At 70.9% G+C, this 17,958-nt stretch carries 15 protein-coding genes; 9 read left to right on the top strand and 6 right to left on the bottom strand.

What is annotated here, in order from left to right; genetic code table 11:
* Positions 1–166: 166 nt before the first annotated feature.
* From BN1187_RS05660 to BN1187_RS05650, 3 genes are all read left to right on the top strand, one after another.
* Positions 167–2,350 carry a glucose PTS transporter subunit IIA gene (locus tag BN1187_RS05660; RefSeq protein ID WP_040159446.1) on the top strand — a complete coding sequence of 728 codons (2,184 nt, stop codon included), beginning with the start codon at positions 167–169 and terminating at the stop codon, positions 2,348–2,350.
* Positions 2,351–2,426: 76 nt separating this feature from the next.
* Positions 2,427–4,268, top strand: a complete 1,842-nt coding sequence (locus tag BN1187_RS05655; protein WP_072041961.1) for a DUF2207 domain-containing protein — start codon at positions 2,427–2,429, stop codon at positions 4,266–4,268.
* A gap of 26 nt (positions 4,269–4,294) precedes the next feature.
* The gene (locus BN1187_RS05650) at positions 4,295–4,897 is read left to right on the top strand and encodes a hypothetical protein (protein WP_040159443.1); all 603 of its coding nucleotides are present in this window, start codon (positions 4,295–4,297) and stop codon (positions 4,895–4,897) included.
* 575 nt (positions 4,898–5,472) lie between these two features.
* Here BN1187_RS05650 and BN1187_RS05645 read toward each other — a convergent pair.
* From BN1187_RS05645 to BN1187_RS05625, 5 genes are all read right to left on the bottom strand, one after another.
* Positions 5,473–5,832, bottom strand: coding sequence for a VOC family protein (locus tag BN1187_RS05645; protein ID WP_040159441.1), 360 nt, complete (start codon positions 5,830–5,832; stop codon positions 5,473–5,475).
* Between the two features lie 194 nt (positions 5,833–6,026).
* Positions 6,027–6,503, bottom strand: coding sequence for a cupin domain-containing protein (locus BN1187_RS05640; protein WP_040159440.1), 477 nt, complete (start codon positions 6,501–6,503; stop codon positions 6,027–6,029).
* Between the two features lie 174 nt (positions 6,504–6,677).
* The gene (locus tag BN1187_RS05635; RefSeq protein WP_040159438.1) at positions 6,678–8,363 is read right to left on the bottom strand and encodes an ABC-F family ATP-binding cassette domain-containing protein; all 1,686 of its coding nucleotides are present in this window, start codon (positions 8,361–8,363) and stop codon (positions 6,678–6,680) included.
* Positions 8,364–8,512: 149 nt separating this feature from the next.
* A complete protein-coding gene (locus BN1187_RS05630; protein ID WP_040159436.1) occupies positions 8,513–10,510 on the bottom strand; it encodes a vWA domain-containing protein in 1,998 nt (665 codons plus the stop codon).
* Positions 10,511–10,543: 33 nt separating this feature from the next.
* On the bottom strand, positions 10,544–11,932 hold the full coding sequence (locus tag BN1187_RS05625) for a sigma 54-interacting transcriptional regulator (protein WP_040159433.1): 1,389 nt from the start codon (positions 11,930–11,932) through the stop codon (positions 10,544–10,546).
* Between the two features lie 77 nt (positions 11,933–12,009).
* Here BN1187_RS05625 and BN1187_RS05620 point away from each other — a divergent pair, with 77 nt between their 5' ends.
* The 3 genes from BN1187_RS05620 to BN1187_RS05610 are packed head-to-tail and all read left to right on the top strand — an operon-like array spanning position 12,010 to position 13,889.
* Positions 12,010–12,645: an MSMEG_4193 family putative phosphomutase gene (locus BN1187_RS05620; RefSeq protein WP_040159431.1), complete on the top strand. Its 636-nt coding sequence runs from the start codon at positions 12,010–12,012 to the stop codon at positions 12,643–12,645.
* 10 nt (positions 12,646–12,655) lie between these two features.
* Complete coding sequence (locus BN1187_RS05615) at positions 12,656–13,372, top strand: SCO1664 family protein (RefSeq protein WP_040159429.1); 717 nt, start codon at positions 12,656–12,658, stop codon at positions 13,370–13,372.
* 52 nt (positions 13,373–13,424) lie between these two features.
* On the top strand, positions 13,425–13,889 hold the full coding sequence (locus tag BN1187_RS05610; protein WP_052462332.1) for an ASCH domain-containing protein: 465 nt from the start codon (positions 13,425–13,427) through the stop codon (positions 13,887–13,889).
* On the opposite strand, the gene BN1187_RS05605 is transcribed toward BN1187_RS05610, so the two are convergent.
* Complete coding sequence (locus BN1187_RS05605; protein WP_040159427.1) at positions 13,873–14,499, bottom strand: MerR family transcriptional regulator; 627 nt, start codon at positions 14,497–14,499, stop codon at positions 13,873–13,875. The two genes, BN1187_RS05610 and BN1187_RS05605, sit on opposite strands and share 17 nt — an antisense overlap.
* 83 nt (positions 14,500–14,582) lie before the next feature.
* Between BN1187_RS05605 and BN1187_RS05600 the strand changes: the two genes are divergently transcribed.
* The 3 genes from BN1187_RS05600 (at position 14,583) to BN1187_RS05590 (ending at position 17,926) form a co-directional block, all read left to right on the top strand.
* Positions 14,583–15,062 carry a DUF2306 domain-containing protein gene (locus tag BN1187_RS05600; protein ID WP_040160125.1) on the top strand — a complete coding sequence of 160 codons (480 nt, stop codon included), beginning with the start codon at positions 14,583–14,585 and terminating at the stop codon, positions 15,060–15,062.
* Between the two features lie 23 nt (positions 15,063–15,085).
* Positions 15,086–15,760, top strand: a complete 675-nt coding sequence (gene trhA, locus BN1187_RS05595) for a PAQR family membrane homeostasis protein TrhA (protein WP_052462330.1) — start codon at positions 15,086–15,088, stop codon at positions 15,758–15,760.
* Between the two features lie 78 nt (positions 15,761–15,838).
* Positions 15,839–17,926 carry an MDR family MFS transporter gene (locus BN1187_RS05590; RefSeq protein ID WP_052462329.1) on the top strand — a complete coding sequence of 696 codons (2,088 nt, stop codon included), beginning with the start codon at positions 15,839–15,841 and terminating at the stop codon, positions 17,924–17,926.
* Positions 17,927–17,958 lie beyond the last annotated feature (32 nt).

Below are 17,958 nucleotides of genomic sequence, written 5' to 3'. Positions count from 1 at the left end.
CCGCCCGCCGGCGCCCGCGGGGCGCCCGTGCTCGAGGACGGAGGGGTTCTGCGACATCCGCCGGGGCGACTCGGTCACAGAGCACGGAATCCGCATCCGAAGGTGCATAATCGTCACACCTCCCGCGCCGCCGCGAGCACGGGTTCCCACAAGCGAAAGCAACGCCATGGCCTCATCGACTGCCGGTGACATCGTCGACACCGTCGGCGGACCGGACAACATCGTCAGCCTTACCCACTGCGCAACGCGCCTGAGGTTCCAACTCCGGGACTCCTCGGGAATCGACCAGACCGCCGTCGAGGCGATCCCCGGCGTCCTCGGCGCCGTGCCTCAGGGCGGCAACCGCTACCAGATCGTCATGGGCGGCGCGGTCACCAACACCTACCAAGACATCATGGGGCTGCCCGAGATGAGCAGCGTCTCGTCGGGCGCCGCATCGGACGCCGACGACATGGCGGCGACGAAGGCCGCTGCCCGCGCCCAGGGCCCCCGCGGCAAGGTCGCGTGGCTGGACAACTTCTTCGAGTTCCTGTCCGACTCGTTCCGGCCGATCATCGGCGCGCTGCTGGGCGCGTCCCTGTTCATCACGTTCATGTCGCTGATGAGCACGCTCGGCGTCATCCCGAACTGGGCCGACCCGCGCGTCACGCTGCCGCCGACGTGGGCCTACCTCAACCTGTTCTGGCAAGGGGTGTTCGTCTTCCTGCCGCTGATGGTGGCGTACAACGCGTCCAAAAAGCTGAACGCCGACCCGTGGGTGGGCTTCGCGATCATGGCCGTGGTCATGCTGCCGGGCTTCACCGCGCTGAAGGACATCTCGACCCCGATGACCGTCTTCGGCAGCACCGTGAACGTCGTCCCCGTCTTCGGCGGCATCCCGCTGACGATCTTCAGCTACAACTCCCAGGTGTTCCCGCCGCTGCTGATGGCCGGCGTCCTCGGGCCGCTGTACAAGCTGCTGCGCAAGATCATCCCCGAGAACGTGCAGCTGATCTTCGTGCCGTTCTTGGCGATGCTGATCATGATCCCGCTGACGTCGCTGCTCATCGGGCCGCTGGGCATCTACGCCGGCGCCGCGCTGGCCGGACTGCTCGGCGCGATCAACAGCTTCTCGCCGCTGATCTTCGCCATCGCGATCCCGCTGCTGTACCCGTTCATGGTGCCGCTGGGCCTGCACTGGCCGATCAACGCGATCATGCTGCTCAACATCCAAAACCTCGGCTACGACTACATCCAGGGCCCGATGGGCGCGTGGAACTTCGCCTGCTTCGGCGCGACGGCCGGCGTCCTGTTCTTGGCCAACCGCGACAAGGAGACCGCCATGCGGCAGACCGCGACCGGCGCGCTGGCCGCGGGCCTGCTGGGAGGCATCTCGGAGCCGTCCCTGTACGGCATCCACCTGCGCTACAAGCGGATCTACCCGCGCATGCTGGTGGGCTGCCTCCTCGGCGGCCTCATCATCGGCATCGGCGGCGGCCTGCGCACCAACGCGTTCGTGTTCACGTCTTTGCTGACGATCCCGGCGTTCAACAACATCCCGCTGTACGCCATCGCCGTCGCGGTCGCGTTCTTCAGCGCGATGATCCTCGTCATCATCTCCGACTACCGCACGCCGGAGCAGAAGGCCGAGGCGCTGGCGCTCAAGCGCGAGCACGAGGCGGACGCCGCCCTCGAAGCCGGCAAGACCGACCGTGTGCTCGTCGACCCGAACGACCCGCAGGCCGCGCTGACCAACCCCACCGCGGGGACGGCCGCCGCCGGGACCGCCGCCGCGGGAGCCAGCGCCGCCACCGCCGTCGCGGACCGGCCCGCCGAGGCGTCCGCGGCCCCAGCGGCCCCAGCGGCCAAGCCGAAGAAGCCGGCCATGGTGCCCGGAACCGTCACCGAGATCGGCGCCCCGCTGGACGGCAAGGTCATCCCGCTCGAGGAGATCCCCGACCCGGTGTTCGCCAAGGGCACGGTGGGCCCGGGCGTCGGCATCGTCCCGTCCGGCAACGTGGTCCACGCCCCGGCCCCGGGCAAGATCCTCGTCGCCCAGGAGACCGGCCACGCTTTCGGGCTGACGCTCGACAGCGGCATCGAGCTGCTGATCCACGTCGGCATCGACACCGTCACGATGGAGGGCCGTGGCTTCGACGTCCACGTCAAGCGCGGCGACACCGTCGAAGCCGGGACGCCGCTGGTCACCTTCGACCCGAAGGCGATCGAGGACGCCGGCTTCTCGCTCGTGACGCCGGTGCTGGTCACCAACGCCAAGAGGTTCGGCTCGGTGGAGAAGATCGCCGACGGCGACGTCGCCACCGGAACCCCGGTCATCGCCGTCACCGCCAAGGAGCCGAAGACCGACTGACCTTCGCGGAGCCTCCGACGGGGTGGATGCCGGCTGGCCATCCATCCCGTCGGCGCGTGCCCCCTATCCTGTTGGCATGAGGCGCCTCCGCACTGTCCTGGCCCTGGTGCTCCTGACGCTCGGGCTCACGATCACGAGCCCGGTTCAGGCCCGGGCGGACGACACCCCGGACTCCTGGAAAATCGCGAACTACGACGTCCACGCGAACGTCGCGCGGGACGGCACGACGACGGTCACGCTCGACCTCGCCTTCGACTTCGCCAACGACGAGGGCCACGGCCCCTACCTGTACTTCCCGCTGCGGCAGCGCGTCGCGAACAACCCCGACCTGTGGCGCGACCTGGACGTCCACGTCGACGGCGTCACCAGCCCGACGGGCGCCAACGCCGAGGTGAGCACCGAGGAGGACGACGGCACCCTCAAGGTGCGCATCGGCAGCCAGGATCAGCAATTCACCGGCGTCCAGCAGTACCGAATCCAGTACACGCTGGGCGGCGTCGTCAACACCAGCAGCGCCACCGGCGGCCTCGACGAGCTCAACTGGAACGTCGTCGGGCCCGGCTGGGAGGTGCCGATCGAGAAGATGAGCGCCACCGTCACCGGCCCGGCCGCGATCGAGCGGGTCGCCTGCTTCCGCGGCCGCAGCTACGACCAGCCGTGCACCGCGTCCGAGACCGGCAACAGCGCGGTGTTCTCCACCCAGGGGCTGAGCGACAAGGAGCCCGTCCAGATCGTCACCGGGTGGCCCGCCGGCACGCTGACCGCGCCCCCGCCGACCTTCTCGAAGCGTTACCACCTCGGCAACCTCGCCCCTCTGACGCCGCTCAGCGGCGGCCTCACCGCGCTGCTGACCGTCCTCGGCCTCGGCGGCGTCGTCATGGCGCGCCGCCGGGCCGCGCGCGATGAGGTCTACCTGGGCCTCACGCCGGGCCTGTCCCCCGTCGCCGGCCAGGAGGGCCAGACCGGTCGGTCGCACGCCGCAGCGCCCGTCACCGTCCAGTTCAGCCCGCCGAAGGACGCCACGCCCGGCGAGCTCGGCGTCCTCGAGGACTACACGGCCGACAACCGCGACGTCACCGGCACGATCATCGACCTGGCCGTGCGCGGGCACGTCCAGATCGTCGAGGCGGAGCCCGAGGTCAAGGGCAAGCGCAAGGGCGATCGGGAGTGGACGTTCGTCAACCGGCACGCCGGCGGCCCCCTGCGCCCCTACGAGCAACACATCATGGACACCCTGTTCAAGGACGGGGACGAGGTCACCACCGAGGAGCTCCGGGACGCCGAGTACGGCAAGCTCATGCCGGACGCGCGCTCCAAGCTGTACGAGTACACGACGAGGGACCTGAAGTGGTTCCGGGGCAACCCGCAGACCCAGCGCGGGCTGATCATCCTGCTGGCGCTCGTGATCATCGTCGTCGGTGTCGGCTTGGCGGTGGCGCTCGCGTTCACCGCGGGCCTGGGGCTGCTCGCCGTCGCACCGATCGTGGTGGGCGTGGCCCTGCTCATCCTGCACAACAGATTCAGCAGCCGCACCGCCGAGGGGTCGGCCGTCCTCGCCCAGGCGAAGGGCTTCGAGCAATACCTCACCACGGCGGAGGCCGACCAGCTCAGGTTCGAAGAGGGCGAGGACCTCTTCTCGCGGTACCTGCCCTACGCCATCGTCTTCGGGGTCGCCGACCGGTGGGCGAAGCTCTTCGAGCAGCTGGCGGCCCAGGGCCGCTACCGCCCCGAGACCGACTGGTACGTCGGCACGACGCCGTTCTACTACGGCGGCTTCGCCGGCTCGATGAACAGCCTCGGCGACACCATCGGCTCGTCGATGGCAGCCTCCGCGCAGGCCGCCACGTCGGGCTCCGGGGGCGGATCGGGCTTCGGCGGTGGGGGCGGCGTCGGTGGCGGCGGCGGTGGCGGCTGGTGATCGGCCGCGCGCTACCGTGAACGCCGATGACTGAGCCGCGCAAGCCCCGGCGCCCGAGCTTCCGCGAGCCGGCCGCCCTCGAGGCGCTCGGCGAGCGGTCCGACCCGATCGCCCAGCTGCACGCCGCGCACGAGACCGCGGCCGTCTTGCTGCACACCGGACGCGCCGCCACCGACCCAGCGGTCACCCAGCGGCTGGTGGAGATCGTGGACGACATCGGCCTGCCCACGCTCGCGGACCTGTGGGCGTCCCGGCCGGCGCGGACGTTGCCCGGCGCGCTGTGGAGGCTGTACCTGCTGCGCGAATGGATGCGCACCTCCCCCGCGGACGCCGCGCGCGAGTACGCCTACGGCGTCCCGTTCACCGAGCCGAACCATGCGGTGGCCGGGGTCGACCCGCCCGGCCCCGACGAGATCGCCGCGGTCGCGAACGAGATCCTGCGCGGCGCGTTCACCGGCGACTTCGCCGTCGCGCTGGAGCGGGCCGCCGCCTTCTGCCGGGTCGTGGTGGCCGGGCGCGCGTACGCCTCCGAGGGCTCCGAGACGCTGCTCAGCGCCACGCGGTTGCGCGATATGGCCGACGACCTCGCCGCGAGCGCGAACCTCTGGCGGTCCGGGCACCTGCAGTAGACCTGGCCAGCCGAGCAGCGACGCGGTGATCCGCTGGGGCCACCAGCGGGGCACAGCCCCCATCCTCGGAGTCGACCGACGCGCGGGTCGGTGACATAACGGGATTATCCTGCCACCAGATTGCGGGAGCAATCGCTGCATATGGCGCCCACAAGGGGGTACACCAGGTTATCTCCGGGGTGCCCGCAGGCTAGGGGCAGGATAATCCCGTTATGCTTCGAGACCACCCCTCGCGGCGAGGGAGAACCGCTGGCGGCCCAGCATGGAGAGCAACGTTTCGCCGACCCCGCCTACGTCCCCGCGTGGACGCCGGCAGCGCACCAGTAGCTGCGCCGTGACACACCGGTTGCGTGGAGCCGACCCTGTCGCCGTCGCCCCACGACGAGGCGCCTTGCGCTTGGGTCTGACGCCTCGGCCCCCTATGCTCGTTCGCGGTGTCGGGCTGCGGTAGCCCCGGGCTCCAACTTTCGCCGCTGCGAGCGGCCACGCGCCGAGAGGCGCTCCCAGCCCGACGCCGTGAACGTGCGAAGACCCCCTGACGCTTCTGGCGTCAGGGGGTCTTCGCGATTGCGTGGCTACTCGACCGTCCCCTCGAAGAGGCCGATGACGTTGCCGTCGGGGTCGGTGATGGCGGCCCAGCCGCTGGTCTCGGTGATCGGCTGGCGCGGCATCAGCACCGCGCCGCCGGCGTCCTCGACCTTGGCCAGGACGTCGTCGATGGAATCCACCTCGACGTAGGAGCGTGGCTGGGTGAAGTCGGCGCTGCGCGGGGCGAGGCCACCGCCGCTGATCTTGTTGGGGGCCTGCCACATGGGGTAGCCCTCGAAGCCCGGGGGTTCGCTGATCTGCCAGCCGAACAGCCCGCCGTAGAACTCCGCGGCCTTGGCGTTGTCGCTGACCGGGATGTCGATGTGGGTGATGTCGCCGTGGGACATGGGATTCTCCTTGCGTTTCCCGATGGCGAGCGGCCCATCGTTGGGCGCCCGTGGCTCAGGGTCACAGACCGTCCGCGGGCGTGGCAAGGGCACGGCGTCCCGCCCCGGTCGCCGGGGCCACTCCGACAGCAGAACGTCCCCGCGATCTTCATCGCGGGGACGTTCGGCGTTCACACGGCTTGCTCGGCGAACGATCAGGCGTGGCCATCCGCCACGTCGCCGGACGGCTGCTCGCTCCACTCCGGAGGCTCGTCCTTGCCGGACTCCTCGTCCTGCTCGGCGTCCTCGCTCGTCTTCTGGACGATGCCGGGCGCGTGGTGCACCGGAGCGTAGACGGCGTAGAGCTGCATGGGCTCGTCGCCGGTATTGATCACGTCGTGCCACGAGCCCGCCGGCACCTGGATCGACCAGCCATCTTCGACGTCCTGCTGGAAGTCGAGCTGATCCTTCTCCGGGCCCATGACGCAGCGGCCCTTGCCGGCATCCAGGCGCAGGAACTGGTCGGTCTCCGGGTGCACCTCCAGGCCGATCGACTGCCCCACGGGGATCGACATCAGCGTGACCTGCAGGTACTTACCCGTCCAGGCGACGGTGCGGTAGTTCGTGTTGGCGCGCGTCTCGGTCTCGATGTCGAACGCGTTCGGCTTGGGTCCGTTGTCGTTGACGGTCATCGGTGCCGTTCCTTTCCTTGGCTTCTTTCGATCATGCATGACGCGTCGACCGGACGCCACCGCCCCCGGGCGAGGGCTCCAGACGACGCCCGACCAAGACCTGTCGATCAGGCTTCGGCAACCCCGGCTCGGCGGCAGGAGGCGCGGCCGACCCGACAAGCGTGAGCTCGGCCGTCACCCACGCCGCGTGAGGGCGTCCAGGTCGAGGACGCGGTGGACGCCGAGGCGGTCGAGGAAGTCCTCGTCGTGGCTGACGACCAGCAGCGCACCCCGGAAACCGGCGAGCGCCCCGACCAACCAGTCGACGGTCGGCATGTCGAGGTTGTTCGTCGGCTCGTCCAGCACCACCAGCCGCGGCGCGGGCGACGCCAGCAGGATCCGCGCGAGCGCCACCCGGAACCGCTCCCCGCCCGACAGCGTCCCCACGGGGGCGAACACCCGCTCGCGCCGGAACAGCAGCCGCGCCAGGTCGTCGCGCAACTCCTGCTCTGAGGCGACCGGGTTCGCCCGGATCACGGTCTCGAGGACGGTCGGCCCGGGGTCCAACTCGATGCGCTGCGGGAGGTAACCCGCCTCTGCGATGCGGTACTCAACCTCGTACGCGCTGGGCGGGGCCTCTTCCGCCGGCACTCCCAGGACGCGGCGCAGCAGCGTCGTCTTCCCCGACCCGTTCGCCCCCGCCAGCCGGACGTGCTCGGGACCGGTGACGATGACGTGCTCGACGTCGGTGCCCAGCGCCGCCTCGTCCTCCTCGCCCGACGCCACGCGACGCACACCCGGTGCCAGCCTCAACTCGAGGATCGTCGTCCCGGCGCCGACGGACGTCGCGGGCAGGTCGAGGTACACATCGCGCGACTCGCGCACCGCCTCCTCTGCCTCGGCCAGCGCCTCCTGCGCGGCACGCTCCCGGTCGGCCATCACCTCCCGGGACTTGGCCGCCGATCGCTCGGCCTGCCGCTTCTCCGCCCGCATCACGATTCTGGGGTGCCGCTTGTTCTGCTCGAACGTGCGGCCGCGGCGTTCGTCGCGCGCCTGCTTCGTCTGCTGCTGGACGCGGTCACGCTTCTCCTTGTCGACGACCGAGCGGGCGTCCCGGACGCGACGGCTGGCGGCGTCCTGCTCGGCCTCGATCGCGGCCTCCCACGCGGAGAACCCGCCCTCGAAGCGGCGGATCGTCGCCGCCACCTGCAAGTTGCCGCGGGTGAACTCGGCGGGGACGAGCTCGGCGATCGAGTCGCAGGTCTCCAGCAGGGCGCGGTCGTGGCTGATCGCGACGATCGGGATCCGCGCCCGCAGCTCGTCCAGCAGGTCGGCGAGCCGGACCCGCGCGGGGCCGTCCAGGTTGTTGGTCGGTTCATCCAGGATCAGCGCCGCTGGCCTGGCCAGCCGGACGCCGGCCAGCGCGACGCGGACGGCCTGCCCGCCCGAGAGCGTCCCGACGGCCCGATCGAGGCCCAGGTCGCCCAGACCTGCGCGGTCGAGCTCGGCGCGGGCGCGCTCGGCGATGTCCCAGTCGTCCCCGATGACCTCGTAGGGGGCGACGCCGACGCTGCCGGCGGCGACGGCGTCCAGGGCCGCGAGGATCGGTCCGATGCCCAGCAGTTCTCCGACGGTGGCGGCGGTGTCGAGCCCGAGGTCCTGGCGCAGGACGAGGGTACGCGCGGGCGTCCCGGCCGTTCCGGACGTGGGGCTCAACTCGCCGGTCAGCAGGCGGACCAGCGTGGTCTTGCCGGAGCCGTTGGCCCCGATCAGCCCGTGCAGGCCGGTGCCCCACGAGACGGTGAGGTCGGCCAGGCAGGGCGTGCCGTCCGGCCAGGTGAACGTGAGGGCGTTGCAGGAAAGAGGCGTGTGGGTAGGCATGATGCATCCCTCTCGGCGTGGTTTTGGGTGCCGGGCGGACGCGGGGGTCACGCGCGGCGGGTCAGCGGGAGAGCGCTGCGAACCACATCGGAATGCCTATCGCCGGGGACACGGACGCCGACGAACCTAACACACGGACGCCTCCGCCGTCAGAACCAGCCGTCCTCGTAGGCGCCGCGGAACCGGGCGTTGAGGTACTCCCCCACCACCGCCGCGCCGAGATCGTCGACGTCGGGCGCGACGACCCGGCCGTCCACCCGGCGGGCGAGCTGGTCGATGAAATGCTCCAGCGCCGGGTCGTCCCCGAGCCGGAAGAACGTCGCCCGCGTCCCCTGCCGGGCGAGGCGGTCCAGCTCCTCGACCGTCAGCCGGATCGTCGTCGGCTCGGGCGGGTAGGAGAACCACGACTCCCCGCCAGGCATCAGGTGCGCGGTCGGCTCACCGTCGGTCACGACCAGCAACACCGGCTGCATGGTCGGGTGACGGCGGAAGAACCGGTTGGCCAGCAGCAGCCCGTGGTGCAGGTTCGTGCCCTGCTCGCGCAGCGGCGGCAGCGCGGTGAGCTCGTCGACGTCCATGCTCTGCGCGTAGCGGCCGAACCCGATCAGCTGAAGCTGGTCGCCGCGGAACCGCGTCGAGATCAGGTGGTGCAGGGCCAGGGCGGTGCGCTTCATCGGCACCCAGCGGCCCTCGACGGCCATGGAGAACGAGGTGTCCACCAGCAGCGCCACCGCCGACTGGGTGCGGGCCTCGGTCTCGGAGATCTCGATGTCGCCCACGTTGAGCCGCACCCCGCCGCTGGGGTCGCCGCCCTCGGCGACGGTCCGCTGGATCGCGTTGGTCAGCGTCCGGGTGGTGTCCCAGGGCTCGGCGTCGCCGAACTGCCACGGCCGCGTCGCGCCGGTGATCTCGCCGGACGCCCCGGCCAGCCGGGTGTCGCGCTGGCCGCCGCGGCCCGAGAGCTGGCTTGCGGCGTCCTGCAGCAGGGACGTGCCGAGCTTGCGCATCGCCCGCGGGGAGAGCCGCAGGTTCCCGTCGGCGGTGCGGCGCAGGTAGCCGGAGTCGCTCATCGCGCGCTCGAGGTCGGCCAGCGTCCGCGCGGACACCGCAGCCTCGTCGCCGAGCTGCCGCATCACGGCGTCCAGGTCGATGTCGGCGGCGCGCGCCCCGCTGTACTGCTGGCCGAGCTGCTCCGCGAGCGAATCCAGCTCGGCGAGGTCCTGCAGGACGCCCGTCCCGTCGCCCAAGCCGAGGCCCTCCTCGCCGCCGAAGCGCTCCGAGCCCGTCCAGTCCTCGCCCGGCCGCAGCGCCTGCAGGTTGGAATCGAGGGCGTCCAGCTGGGCCATCAGCTCGGGCGAGCCGAACGCCTGGGCGGAGAGTTCCATGAGCTCCTGGCGCTGCTCGGGCGTCATCGAGCGCAGCATCCGCTGGGCGGCGGCCGCACGCTTGGCCATCGCGTCGATGAGCTCGTCCACGTTGCGCGGGTTCTCGGGGAAGTAGTCGCCGTGCTTGGCCATGAAGTCGGCGAAGTCGTCGTCGGTGTCCTCGCCGCGACGGTGCTTGGCGAGCAGATCGTTGAGGTCGCGGAGCATCTCACCGACGGCCTGGCGGTCGGCATCGGTGGCGCCCTCGAGGGCCTGCTTCATGCCGGCGAACCGTTGGTCGAGCAGCTCGCGGCCCAGCAGGTCCTTGATGCGCTCGAACGCGGCCTTCGCCTCGGACGACTGCCAGTCGTAGCCGCTCAGCTCCTGGACGGCCGCGGCCGGCGACGTCGGCAGGTTGTTCAGGCGCAACTCACGGAACTCGCGGTCGGCGTCGTCCATCATCCCGTCGCGGGCGAGCTGCTTGCGTTCCTCCAGCACCGCCGTGTCCAGCAGTTGCTTGACCTCGTCGAGGGTGCCGTCGAGCCGGTGCCGGGACAGCAACTCGCGGCGGCGCTGCTGGACGCGGCGGGCCAGGTCGTCCAGGCCCATGTTGTTGCGGCCGCCGCGCCGCAGGAACTCGCGCATCGCCTGCTCGGGCGAGTAGCCGGCCATGACGTCCTCGGTGATCGCATCGAGCGCCTCGGCGAGGTCGACGGGCGGCGCGAGCGGGTCGGGGCCGCCGGCGTAGCGGCCGTACTTGCTCCTGGGGTGATGTGCGGCCATGGCGTCCTCCCGTGCCTTCCGCGATCGACGGGCTCAGCCGTAGATCGTCTCGCCGTCGTCGGAGTCCTTGGCGATCTTGCGGGCCAGGAACAGTCCCTCCAGCGCGAGCTCGATCGCGCTGGCCCGCTCGCCGTCGCTGCGGGCGTCGAAGCGGTCGCAGATCTGGTCGTAGACGTCCGAGTCGGGCGTGGGCGGCAGGCCCTCGAGGAACTCCCGGGCGGTCACCTGCTCGCCGGTGGTGATGGTGACCGTGCCGTCGAGCGCCGCGATGATGGGGCCGAGGTCGATGCCTCGGAACCGCGTCCGGACGGTCTCGGCGGTCGCCACCCGCAGCAGGTGGGTGAGGATCTCGTACTCGCGGCCCTCCTCGCCCGACTCGAACTCGATCTTGCCGGCGAGCACGTCGACGGCGGTCTCCAGGTCGACGACGCGGGCGACGGCGTCCTGCTCCCCGCGGACGGTCGCCCGGTGCAGGGCGGACGCGGCGACGGTCTCGGCGCCCGCGATGGAGAAGCGCGCGGAGACGCCGGAGCGCTGGTTGACGGCGTCCGATTCGCGCAGCTCGCGGGTGTAGCGGGCCAGGATCTCCAGGATCGGCTCGGGCACCTCGGCGACCAGGTCGGCCTCCTGCCGGATGACGGCGATCTCGTCGGCCAGCTCGATCGGGTAGTGCGTGCGGATCTCAGCGCCGAAGCGGTCCTTCAGCGGGGTGATGATGCGGCCGCGGTTCGTGTAGTCCTCGGGGTTGGCGGACGCGACGACGAGGACGTCCAGCGGCAGCCGCAGCATGTAGCCGCGGATCTGGATGTCGCGCTCCTCCATCACGTTCAGCATCGCCACCTGGATGCGCTCGGCGAGGTCGGGCAGCTCGTTGATCGCGACGATGCCCCGGTGGCTACGGGGAATGAGACCGTAGTGGATGGTCTCGGGGTCGCCCAGCCGGCGCCCCTCAGCCACCCGCATGGGGTCCACGTCGCCGATGAGGTCGGCCACCGAGGTGTCGGGGGTGGCGAGCTTCTCGGCGTAGCGCTCGTCTCGGTGCCGCCACGCGATCGGCAGGTCGTCGCCCTCGCGCAGGACCCGGGCGCGCTGCGCCTCGGTGATGGGGGCCAGCGGGTCCTCGTGCAACTCGGAGTCATCGATCGCCGGCGACCACTCGTCCAGCAGGCCGACCATGGTGCGCAGCAGGCGCGTCTTGCCCTGGCCGCGCTCGCCCAGCAGGACGACGTCGTGGCCGGCGATCAGGGCGCGCTCCAACTGCGGCAGCACCGTGCGGCTGAGCCCGTGCAGGCCGGGCCAGGGGTTGTCGCCGCGGCCGAGCGCGGCCAGCAGGTTCTCGCGGATCTCGGTGCGCAGCGGGCGATGCACGTAGCCCGACGCGCGGAGCTCGCCAAGGGTGCGGATCTGAGGACGTTCGCTCACGCTGTCACGGTAACCTCCAGCGCAAGGGTCCGGGCAGGGGGTGTCCCGCGACACAGCCGCGCGTAGGCTCGGCACCGATGACGACCCCGAAACCGACGCTGGTGCTGCTGGTGCGGCACGGCGTGACCCCCACGACCGGCACGGTGCTGCCCGGCCGCGCGCCTGGCCTGCACCTGTCCGAGCGGGGCGAACGCCAGGCCGAGCGCGTCGCCGAGCGCCTCGACGGACTCGCCCTCGAGGCCCTCTACACCTCGCCGCTGGAGCGCACCCGGGAGACCTGCGCGCCCACGGCGTCCAGGTTCGAGCTGGAACCTATCGAGGAGCCGGGACTCCTCGAGTGCGACTTCGGCGACTGGACGGGCGCGGAGCTCAGCACCCTGAGCAAGCTGCCCGAGTGGACCACCGTGCAGCGGGCCCCCTCGACGTTCCGGTTCCCCGGCGGCGAGAGCTTCGCCGAGATGCAGCACCGCATCGTCGGCGCGATCGAGCGCGTGCGGCGGGCCCACCTCGGCGGCGTGGTCGCGTGCTTCTCCCACGCCGACCCCATCAAGGCCGCGCTGGCGTACGCGATGGGCACCCACCTCGACCTCTTCCAGCGCATCGTGGTGAGCCCGGCGTCGGTGTCGGTGATCTCGTTCCCGGCGAACGAGGCCCCGGCGGTGCTGACGACGAACTCGACCGCCGAGTCCCTGGTCGACCTCCGGGCGTCCTGACGGGCCGGCCGTGACGAGCGCACCCTCCGACCCCGCGGGCCGCGAGCAGCTTCTCGCCGAGGGCGAACTCCAGATCGTCGGCCGCGTCATGGACAGCTCCAACGCCACGCTCGTCGTCGACGTCACCCGCGGCGACGACTACGGCTGGGGCATCTACAAGCCGCTGCTGGGCGAGGCGCCGCTGTGGGACTTCGAGCCCGGCCTGTACCGCCGCGAGCGCGCCGCCTACCTGCTGAGCGAGGAGATCGGCTGGTCGGTGGTGCCGCCGACGATCGTCCGCGAGGACGCCCCCGTGGGCGTCGGCTCGCTGCAGTGGTTCGTCGAGGCGGACGGCCAGCACTACTTCACGCTGCTGGAGACCGAGCCGGACACCCACGACGCGCTGCGCCGGCTCGCGGTGTTCGACATCGTGGTCAACAACGCCGACCGCAAGGCCGGCCACGTCCTGCGCGACGGCGATGGCCGCGTCTGGGCGATCGACCACGGGCTCTGTTTCGCCGCGGAGACCAAGCTGCGCACGGTGATCTGGGACTTCGGGGGCGAACCGGTCGACGACGCCCTGCTCGGCGACATCGCGTTCCTGGCCACCGACGTCCCGGACGCCGTCGCGGAACTCCTTGACGACGCCGAGGTCGTCGCGCTCAAGCGGCGCGTCCGACGCCTGCTGCAGCGGCCGTTCCTCCCCCTCCCGACGACGAACCGGCACTATCCCTGGCCGCTGGTGTGAACCAGATCGCGAGAGAAATCGCGAACGTCGACGTAGCCGTTAGTGTTCGCTTATGAAATCCCTGGAGTGGTGGCGGCACCTCCCCACGGGTGAGCATGGCCTGCCCGGTCCGCTGAGGGACGCGTTGGTGGACGCCATCCTCGCGGGCCGCCGGACGAGTTGCACGGGACTCGTGTCCGACTACGCCGACCATCGCATCCGCCTTCCCGAGCCGGGCGACCGCGAGGTCGTCGTCGACTCCGACGATCGCCCGGTCGCGGTGACCGAGAACCTGACCGTCGAGGTCCGGCGCTTCGCCGACATCGGGTGGGCGCACGCGCAACGCGAGGGCATGGGCGCCGAGTCCCTGGAGCAGTGGCGCGAGCGGGAGCGCGCCTGCTGGGAGACCGACGAGGTCCGGGCCGCCCTGCGCCGGCCCGGCTTCGTCCTGACCGACGACACCGAGATGGTCTGCATCACCTTCGAGGTCGTCGCGGTGCTGGCCGGCGCCGAACCGGGGGTCAGTCCGGCGCGCTGACCGCCGGTCCCCGCGCCCGCTCGGCCTGCGCGACGGCCAGCGTCCGCAGAAAGAGCTGGTTGAACGTGTACGTCCCGACCGCGACGCGCAGCACCGCCTCGTCGAGCGAACCCGCCGACTCGACGTAGCCGATGTCCTCCTGAGCGAGGACGGCGGTGGCGTCCGCGTAGCTTTCCAACCGCTCCCGGGGCACCGGGATCCCCCAGCCGAGCATCGCCCGCACCTGCTCGGCCAGCAGACCTCGCACCTCGGTCGCGTGGGTCCAGCCGCGCCCCTCCAGAAGGTCTGTGACGACGTCCGGTTCGGACGCCGCGGGCGCCTGCGCGCCCACCGGCAGGCCGAGCGCGACCAGCTGCGCGCGCCCGAGCGTCTCGTAGCGGTCGGGCTGTGGGGCGTCCAGCATGGCAACGAGCGCCCGGATCTCCTCGATCGGCGTCCCGACGATCTGCCGCAGCGCCGCGATGAGCCGCAGCCGCATCAGATGGGATTCGTCGTACTCGGCCAGCGTCGCGTTGATCCGCCGGCCCGGCGGCAACAGCCGCTCGCGCAGGTAGTACTTGATGGACGCCTGCGACGTGCCGCTGCGCTCGGCCAGTTCCTTCAGCCGCATGGCCCCCTCCTGTCATTGGATAGCGCGTCGCGCCCCGGGATCTACGTTGGCACCCATCGGATAGTATCCCTATCTTGATGGTCATGGAACCGCTCATCGCCGTCCACGCCATCGCCGCCTCGTTCGTCCTCACGCTCGGCATCGTCCAGCTCCTGCGGCGCCGCCGCGACGCCGCCCATCGCCTTCTCGGGCGCACGTGGGCCGCCGCGATGCTCGTCACCTGCCTCACGTCCTTCGCCATCCACCCCCACGGTTTCAGCTGGCTGCACGGGCTCGCCCTCTTCACGCTCGCCTCCGTGACCGCCGGGATCGTGGCCATCCGGCGGGGCAACGTCCGGTCGCACCGCGCGAACATGACCGGCAGCTACATCGGCACCGCGGTCGCGTTCGCGTTCGCCGCCCCAACGCCCCAACGCGCCATCGCCCGGCTCGCCGTCACCGGCCCCGGCGAACTCGCGCTGGCGGCGCTCCTGATCGCCGCCACGTCGGCGGCGCTGGTGACGATCGTGGTGTCCCTCGTCGCCGGTCGCCGGCGGAAGGGGGCGCCGGCGCGAGTAGCGTAAGGGTTGCACGCAAGGAGAACCGGATGAACGCGAAGACTCCAACCCTGGCAGCACCTGAACACGCGGCTGAGAGCAAGCCGCGCTGGCGGGGCTGGATCCACACGGTCATGGCGCCGCTGGCGTTGCTGGCGGGGCTCGTGCTTCTGGTCCTCACCCCGACCGTGGGCGGGCGCGTCGCCGTCGCCGTCTACGTCCTCAGCTCGCTGGCGTTGTTCGGCAACAGCGCCGTGTACCACCGCGGCTCCTGGAGCGGACGGGTCGCCGGGACGCTTCGGCGCGTCGACCACGCCAACATCTTCGTCTTCATCGCCGGCACCTACACCCCGCTCGCGGTGAACCTCCTGGACGGCCCCAACCAGAGGGTCCTGCTCCTCCTCGTCTGGTCGTGCGCGCTGCTGGGCGTGCTGTTCCGGGTGTTCTGGCTGTCCGCGCCGCGGCTTCTCTACACGCTGCTGTACGTGGTCATGGGTTGGAGCGCGGCGTTCTGGCTGCCCCAGTTCTGGGTGACCGGCGGCCCGGCCGTCGTTTGGCTGATCATCGCCGGCGGCCTCGTCTACACCGCCGGGGCGGTCGTCTACGGCCTGAAGCGGCCCGATCCGTCGCCGGCGTGGTTCGGCTACCACGAGATCTTCCACGCCTGCACCGCGGTCGCCGCCGCCTGCCACTTCGTGGCGATCTGCCTGGCGATGTTCCGCTGACGCGTCCGGTCGGCTTGGAGGAAAGCGCCCCGCCAGGCGGGGCGCTTCGACGGGTCCAGGCCGTAGGCTGCGGCTCCTATGACGACCACCTCTCCCCCGCCTGCCGAGAAGTTCGACTTCGCGAAGATCCGTTGGATCTACTTCGGCCTGATGATCGGCATGTTCACCTCGTCGATCAGCCAGACGATCGTGAGCCCGGCGATCCCCCGCATCATCTCCGACCTCGGCGGCGTCGAGTACTACTCGTGGCTGTCCACGATCGTCATGCTCGTCAGCACGATCGTCACGCCGATCAGCGGCAAGCTCAGCGACATGTTCGGCAGGCGCCGGTTCTACATCATCGGCCTGCTGGTCTTCGTGGGCGGCTCGATCCTGTCCGGCGCCGCGCAGTCGTTCCCGATGCTCGTGACGTCCCGCGCCATCCAGGGCGTGGGCATGGGCATCTTGATGCCGCTGTCCCAGATCATCATCGGCGACATCATCCCCGCTCGTCAGCGCGGCAAGTACCAGGGCTGGATGGGCGCGATGATGGGCGCCTCCCAGGTGGCCGGCCCGCTGATCGGCGGCTGGATCACGGACGCCCTGAGCTGGCGCTGGCTGTTCTACATCAACCTGCCGGTGGGCCTGGTCGCCCTGTACATGATCGTGCGGCACCTGCGGATCCCCGAGCTGAACATCCCCGCGAAGGTCGACTACGCGGGCATCTCGACGATGACGATCGGCCTGACGTCGTTCCTCATCGGCATCTCGCTCGGCGGCACGCAGGGCTGGCTCAACCCGCTCGTCATCACGTTGATCGTGGTCGGCTTGATCGTGCTGGTCGTCTTCTTCCTGATCGAGCGGAAGGCCGCCGAGCCGATCATCCCGTTCGGGCTGTTCGGGAACTCGATCTTCCGCTGGTCGGTGATCGCCGGGTTCTTCATGAGCGTCGCGCTGATGACCGTGTTGGTCTACACGCCCGTCTACGTGCAGGGCGTGCTGGGGATGAGCGCGACCGAGTCGGGCCTCGTGCTCATCCCGATGAACGTCGCGGTGTTCGGCATGGGCGTCATGGTCGGCAACCTGACCACGCGGACGGGCCGCTACAAGGAGTTCGCGATCGCGGGCGCCGCGATCCAGTTCGTGGGCGCCCTGCTGCTGACCCGGCTGCACCTGGGCGCGACGCACGGCCAGGTGGTGCTCGCGACCGTCGTTGTCGGCTTCGGCTGCGGCATGGCCTTCCAGATCTACACGTTGGCCGTGCAGAACGCGGTCCGGCGGCGCGACCTCGGCACGGCGACGTCCTCGCTGCAGTTCTTCCGCAACATCGGTAACACGCTGGGCACCGCGGTCGCCGGCACGATGATGACGGCGCAGATGGCGTCCGGGATCGAACGGCACATGACGGACGCGGCGCGCCGCCTGATCCCCCCGGGCGGGCTGAACCCCAACGCCGTCCTCAACGCGCGCGAGTTGGCCAAGCTGCCGCCGGAGCTGGCGGACGTGCTGCGCCTGTCGCTGGCCGACGCCATGCAGCACGTCTATCTGCTCGTGCCGATCGCGACCGCCGTCGTGTTCTGCGCGACGCTGATGATCCGGCCGCTGCCGCTGCGTGACACCCTGGCGGGGCCGGACGACCGCGGCCGCGAAGTGCTCGAGTCGACCGCCATGTCGAGCCCCGAGAAGGACATGTCGCTGCGCCTCCGCGCCGACGCCCACGCCCGCAGCAAGGAGCGCATGCTCGGCGCGCACCTGATCCTGCTCGCCGAGCAGGCGAAGATCGACCGCAACAACCTGCTGCGGGAGACGATCTCCGAGTTCGGCGGCGGTGACTACGAGCGCGGCATCCAGGTCCTGCGCTCGACCGGGATGATGCTGCTCACCGAGGACTCCGCCGTCGTCGACGAGCACGAGGCGTTCGCCATCGAGCTCGGCAAGCGCGGCCGCCGCAAGGACATGCTCAGCGACGAGCTCACCGCGCGGCTGGAGCGGGTGGCGTCCCACGTCGCCGAGCAGCCGGTGGACGCCCCGAGCAAGCCCCTTTTGGAGAGCGTCGAGGGCATCGATTCCGGCGGAATCAAACGGGCGGTCGGCATGCTCGACTCCGCGCTCGTGGCCGACCTGGCCGTCGCGCACTGGGACGTCCCTGTGACGCCGCCGGCGCCCGAGCAGCCGCCCCAGGGCTGAAGGCCCTCCGGGCCGGCGGCGGACCGGAGGCT

Origin of the sequence: Nigerium massiliense (assembly GCF_000826085.1) — a bacterium.
GTDB lineage: Bacteria > Actinomycetota > Actinomycetes > Propionibacteriales > Propionibacteriaceae > Propioniciclava > Propioniciclava massiliense.
Note: the sequence above shows the minus strand (reverse complement) of the source record. Positions and strands in the feature narration are given on the sequence as shown.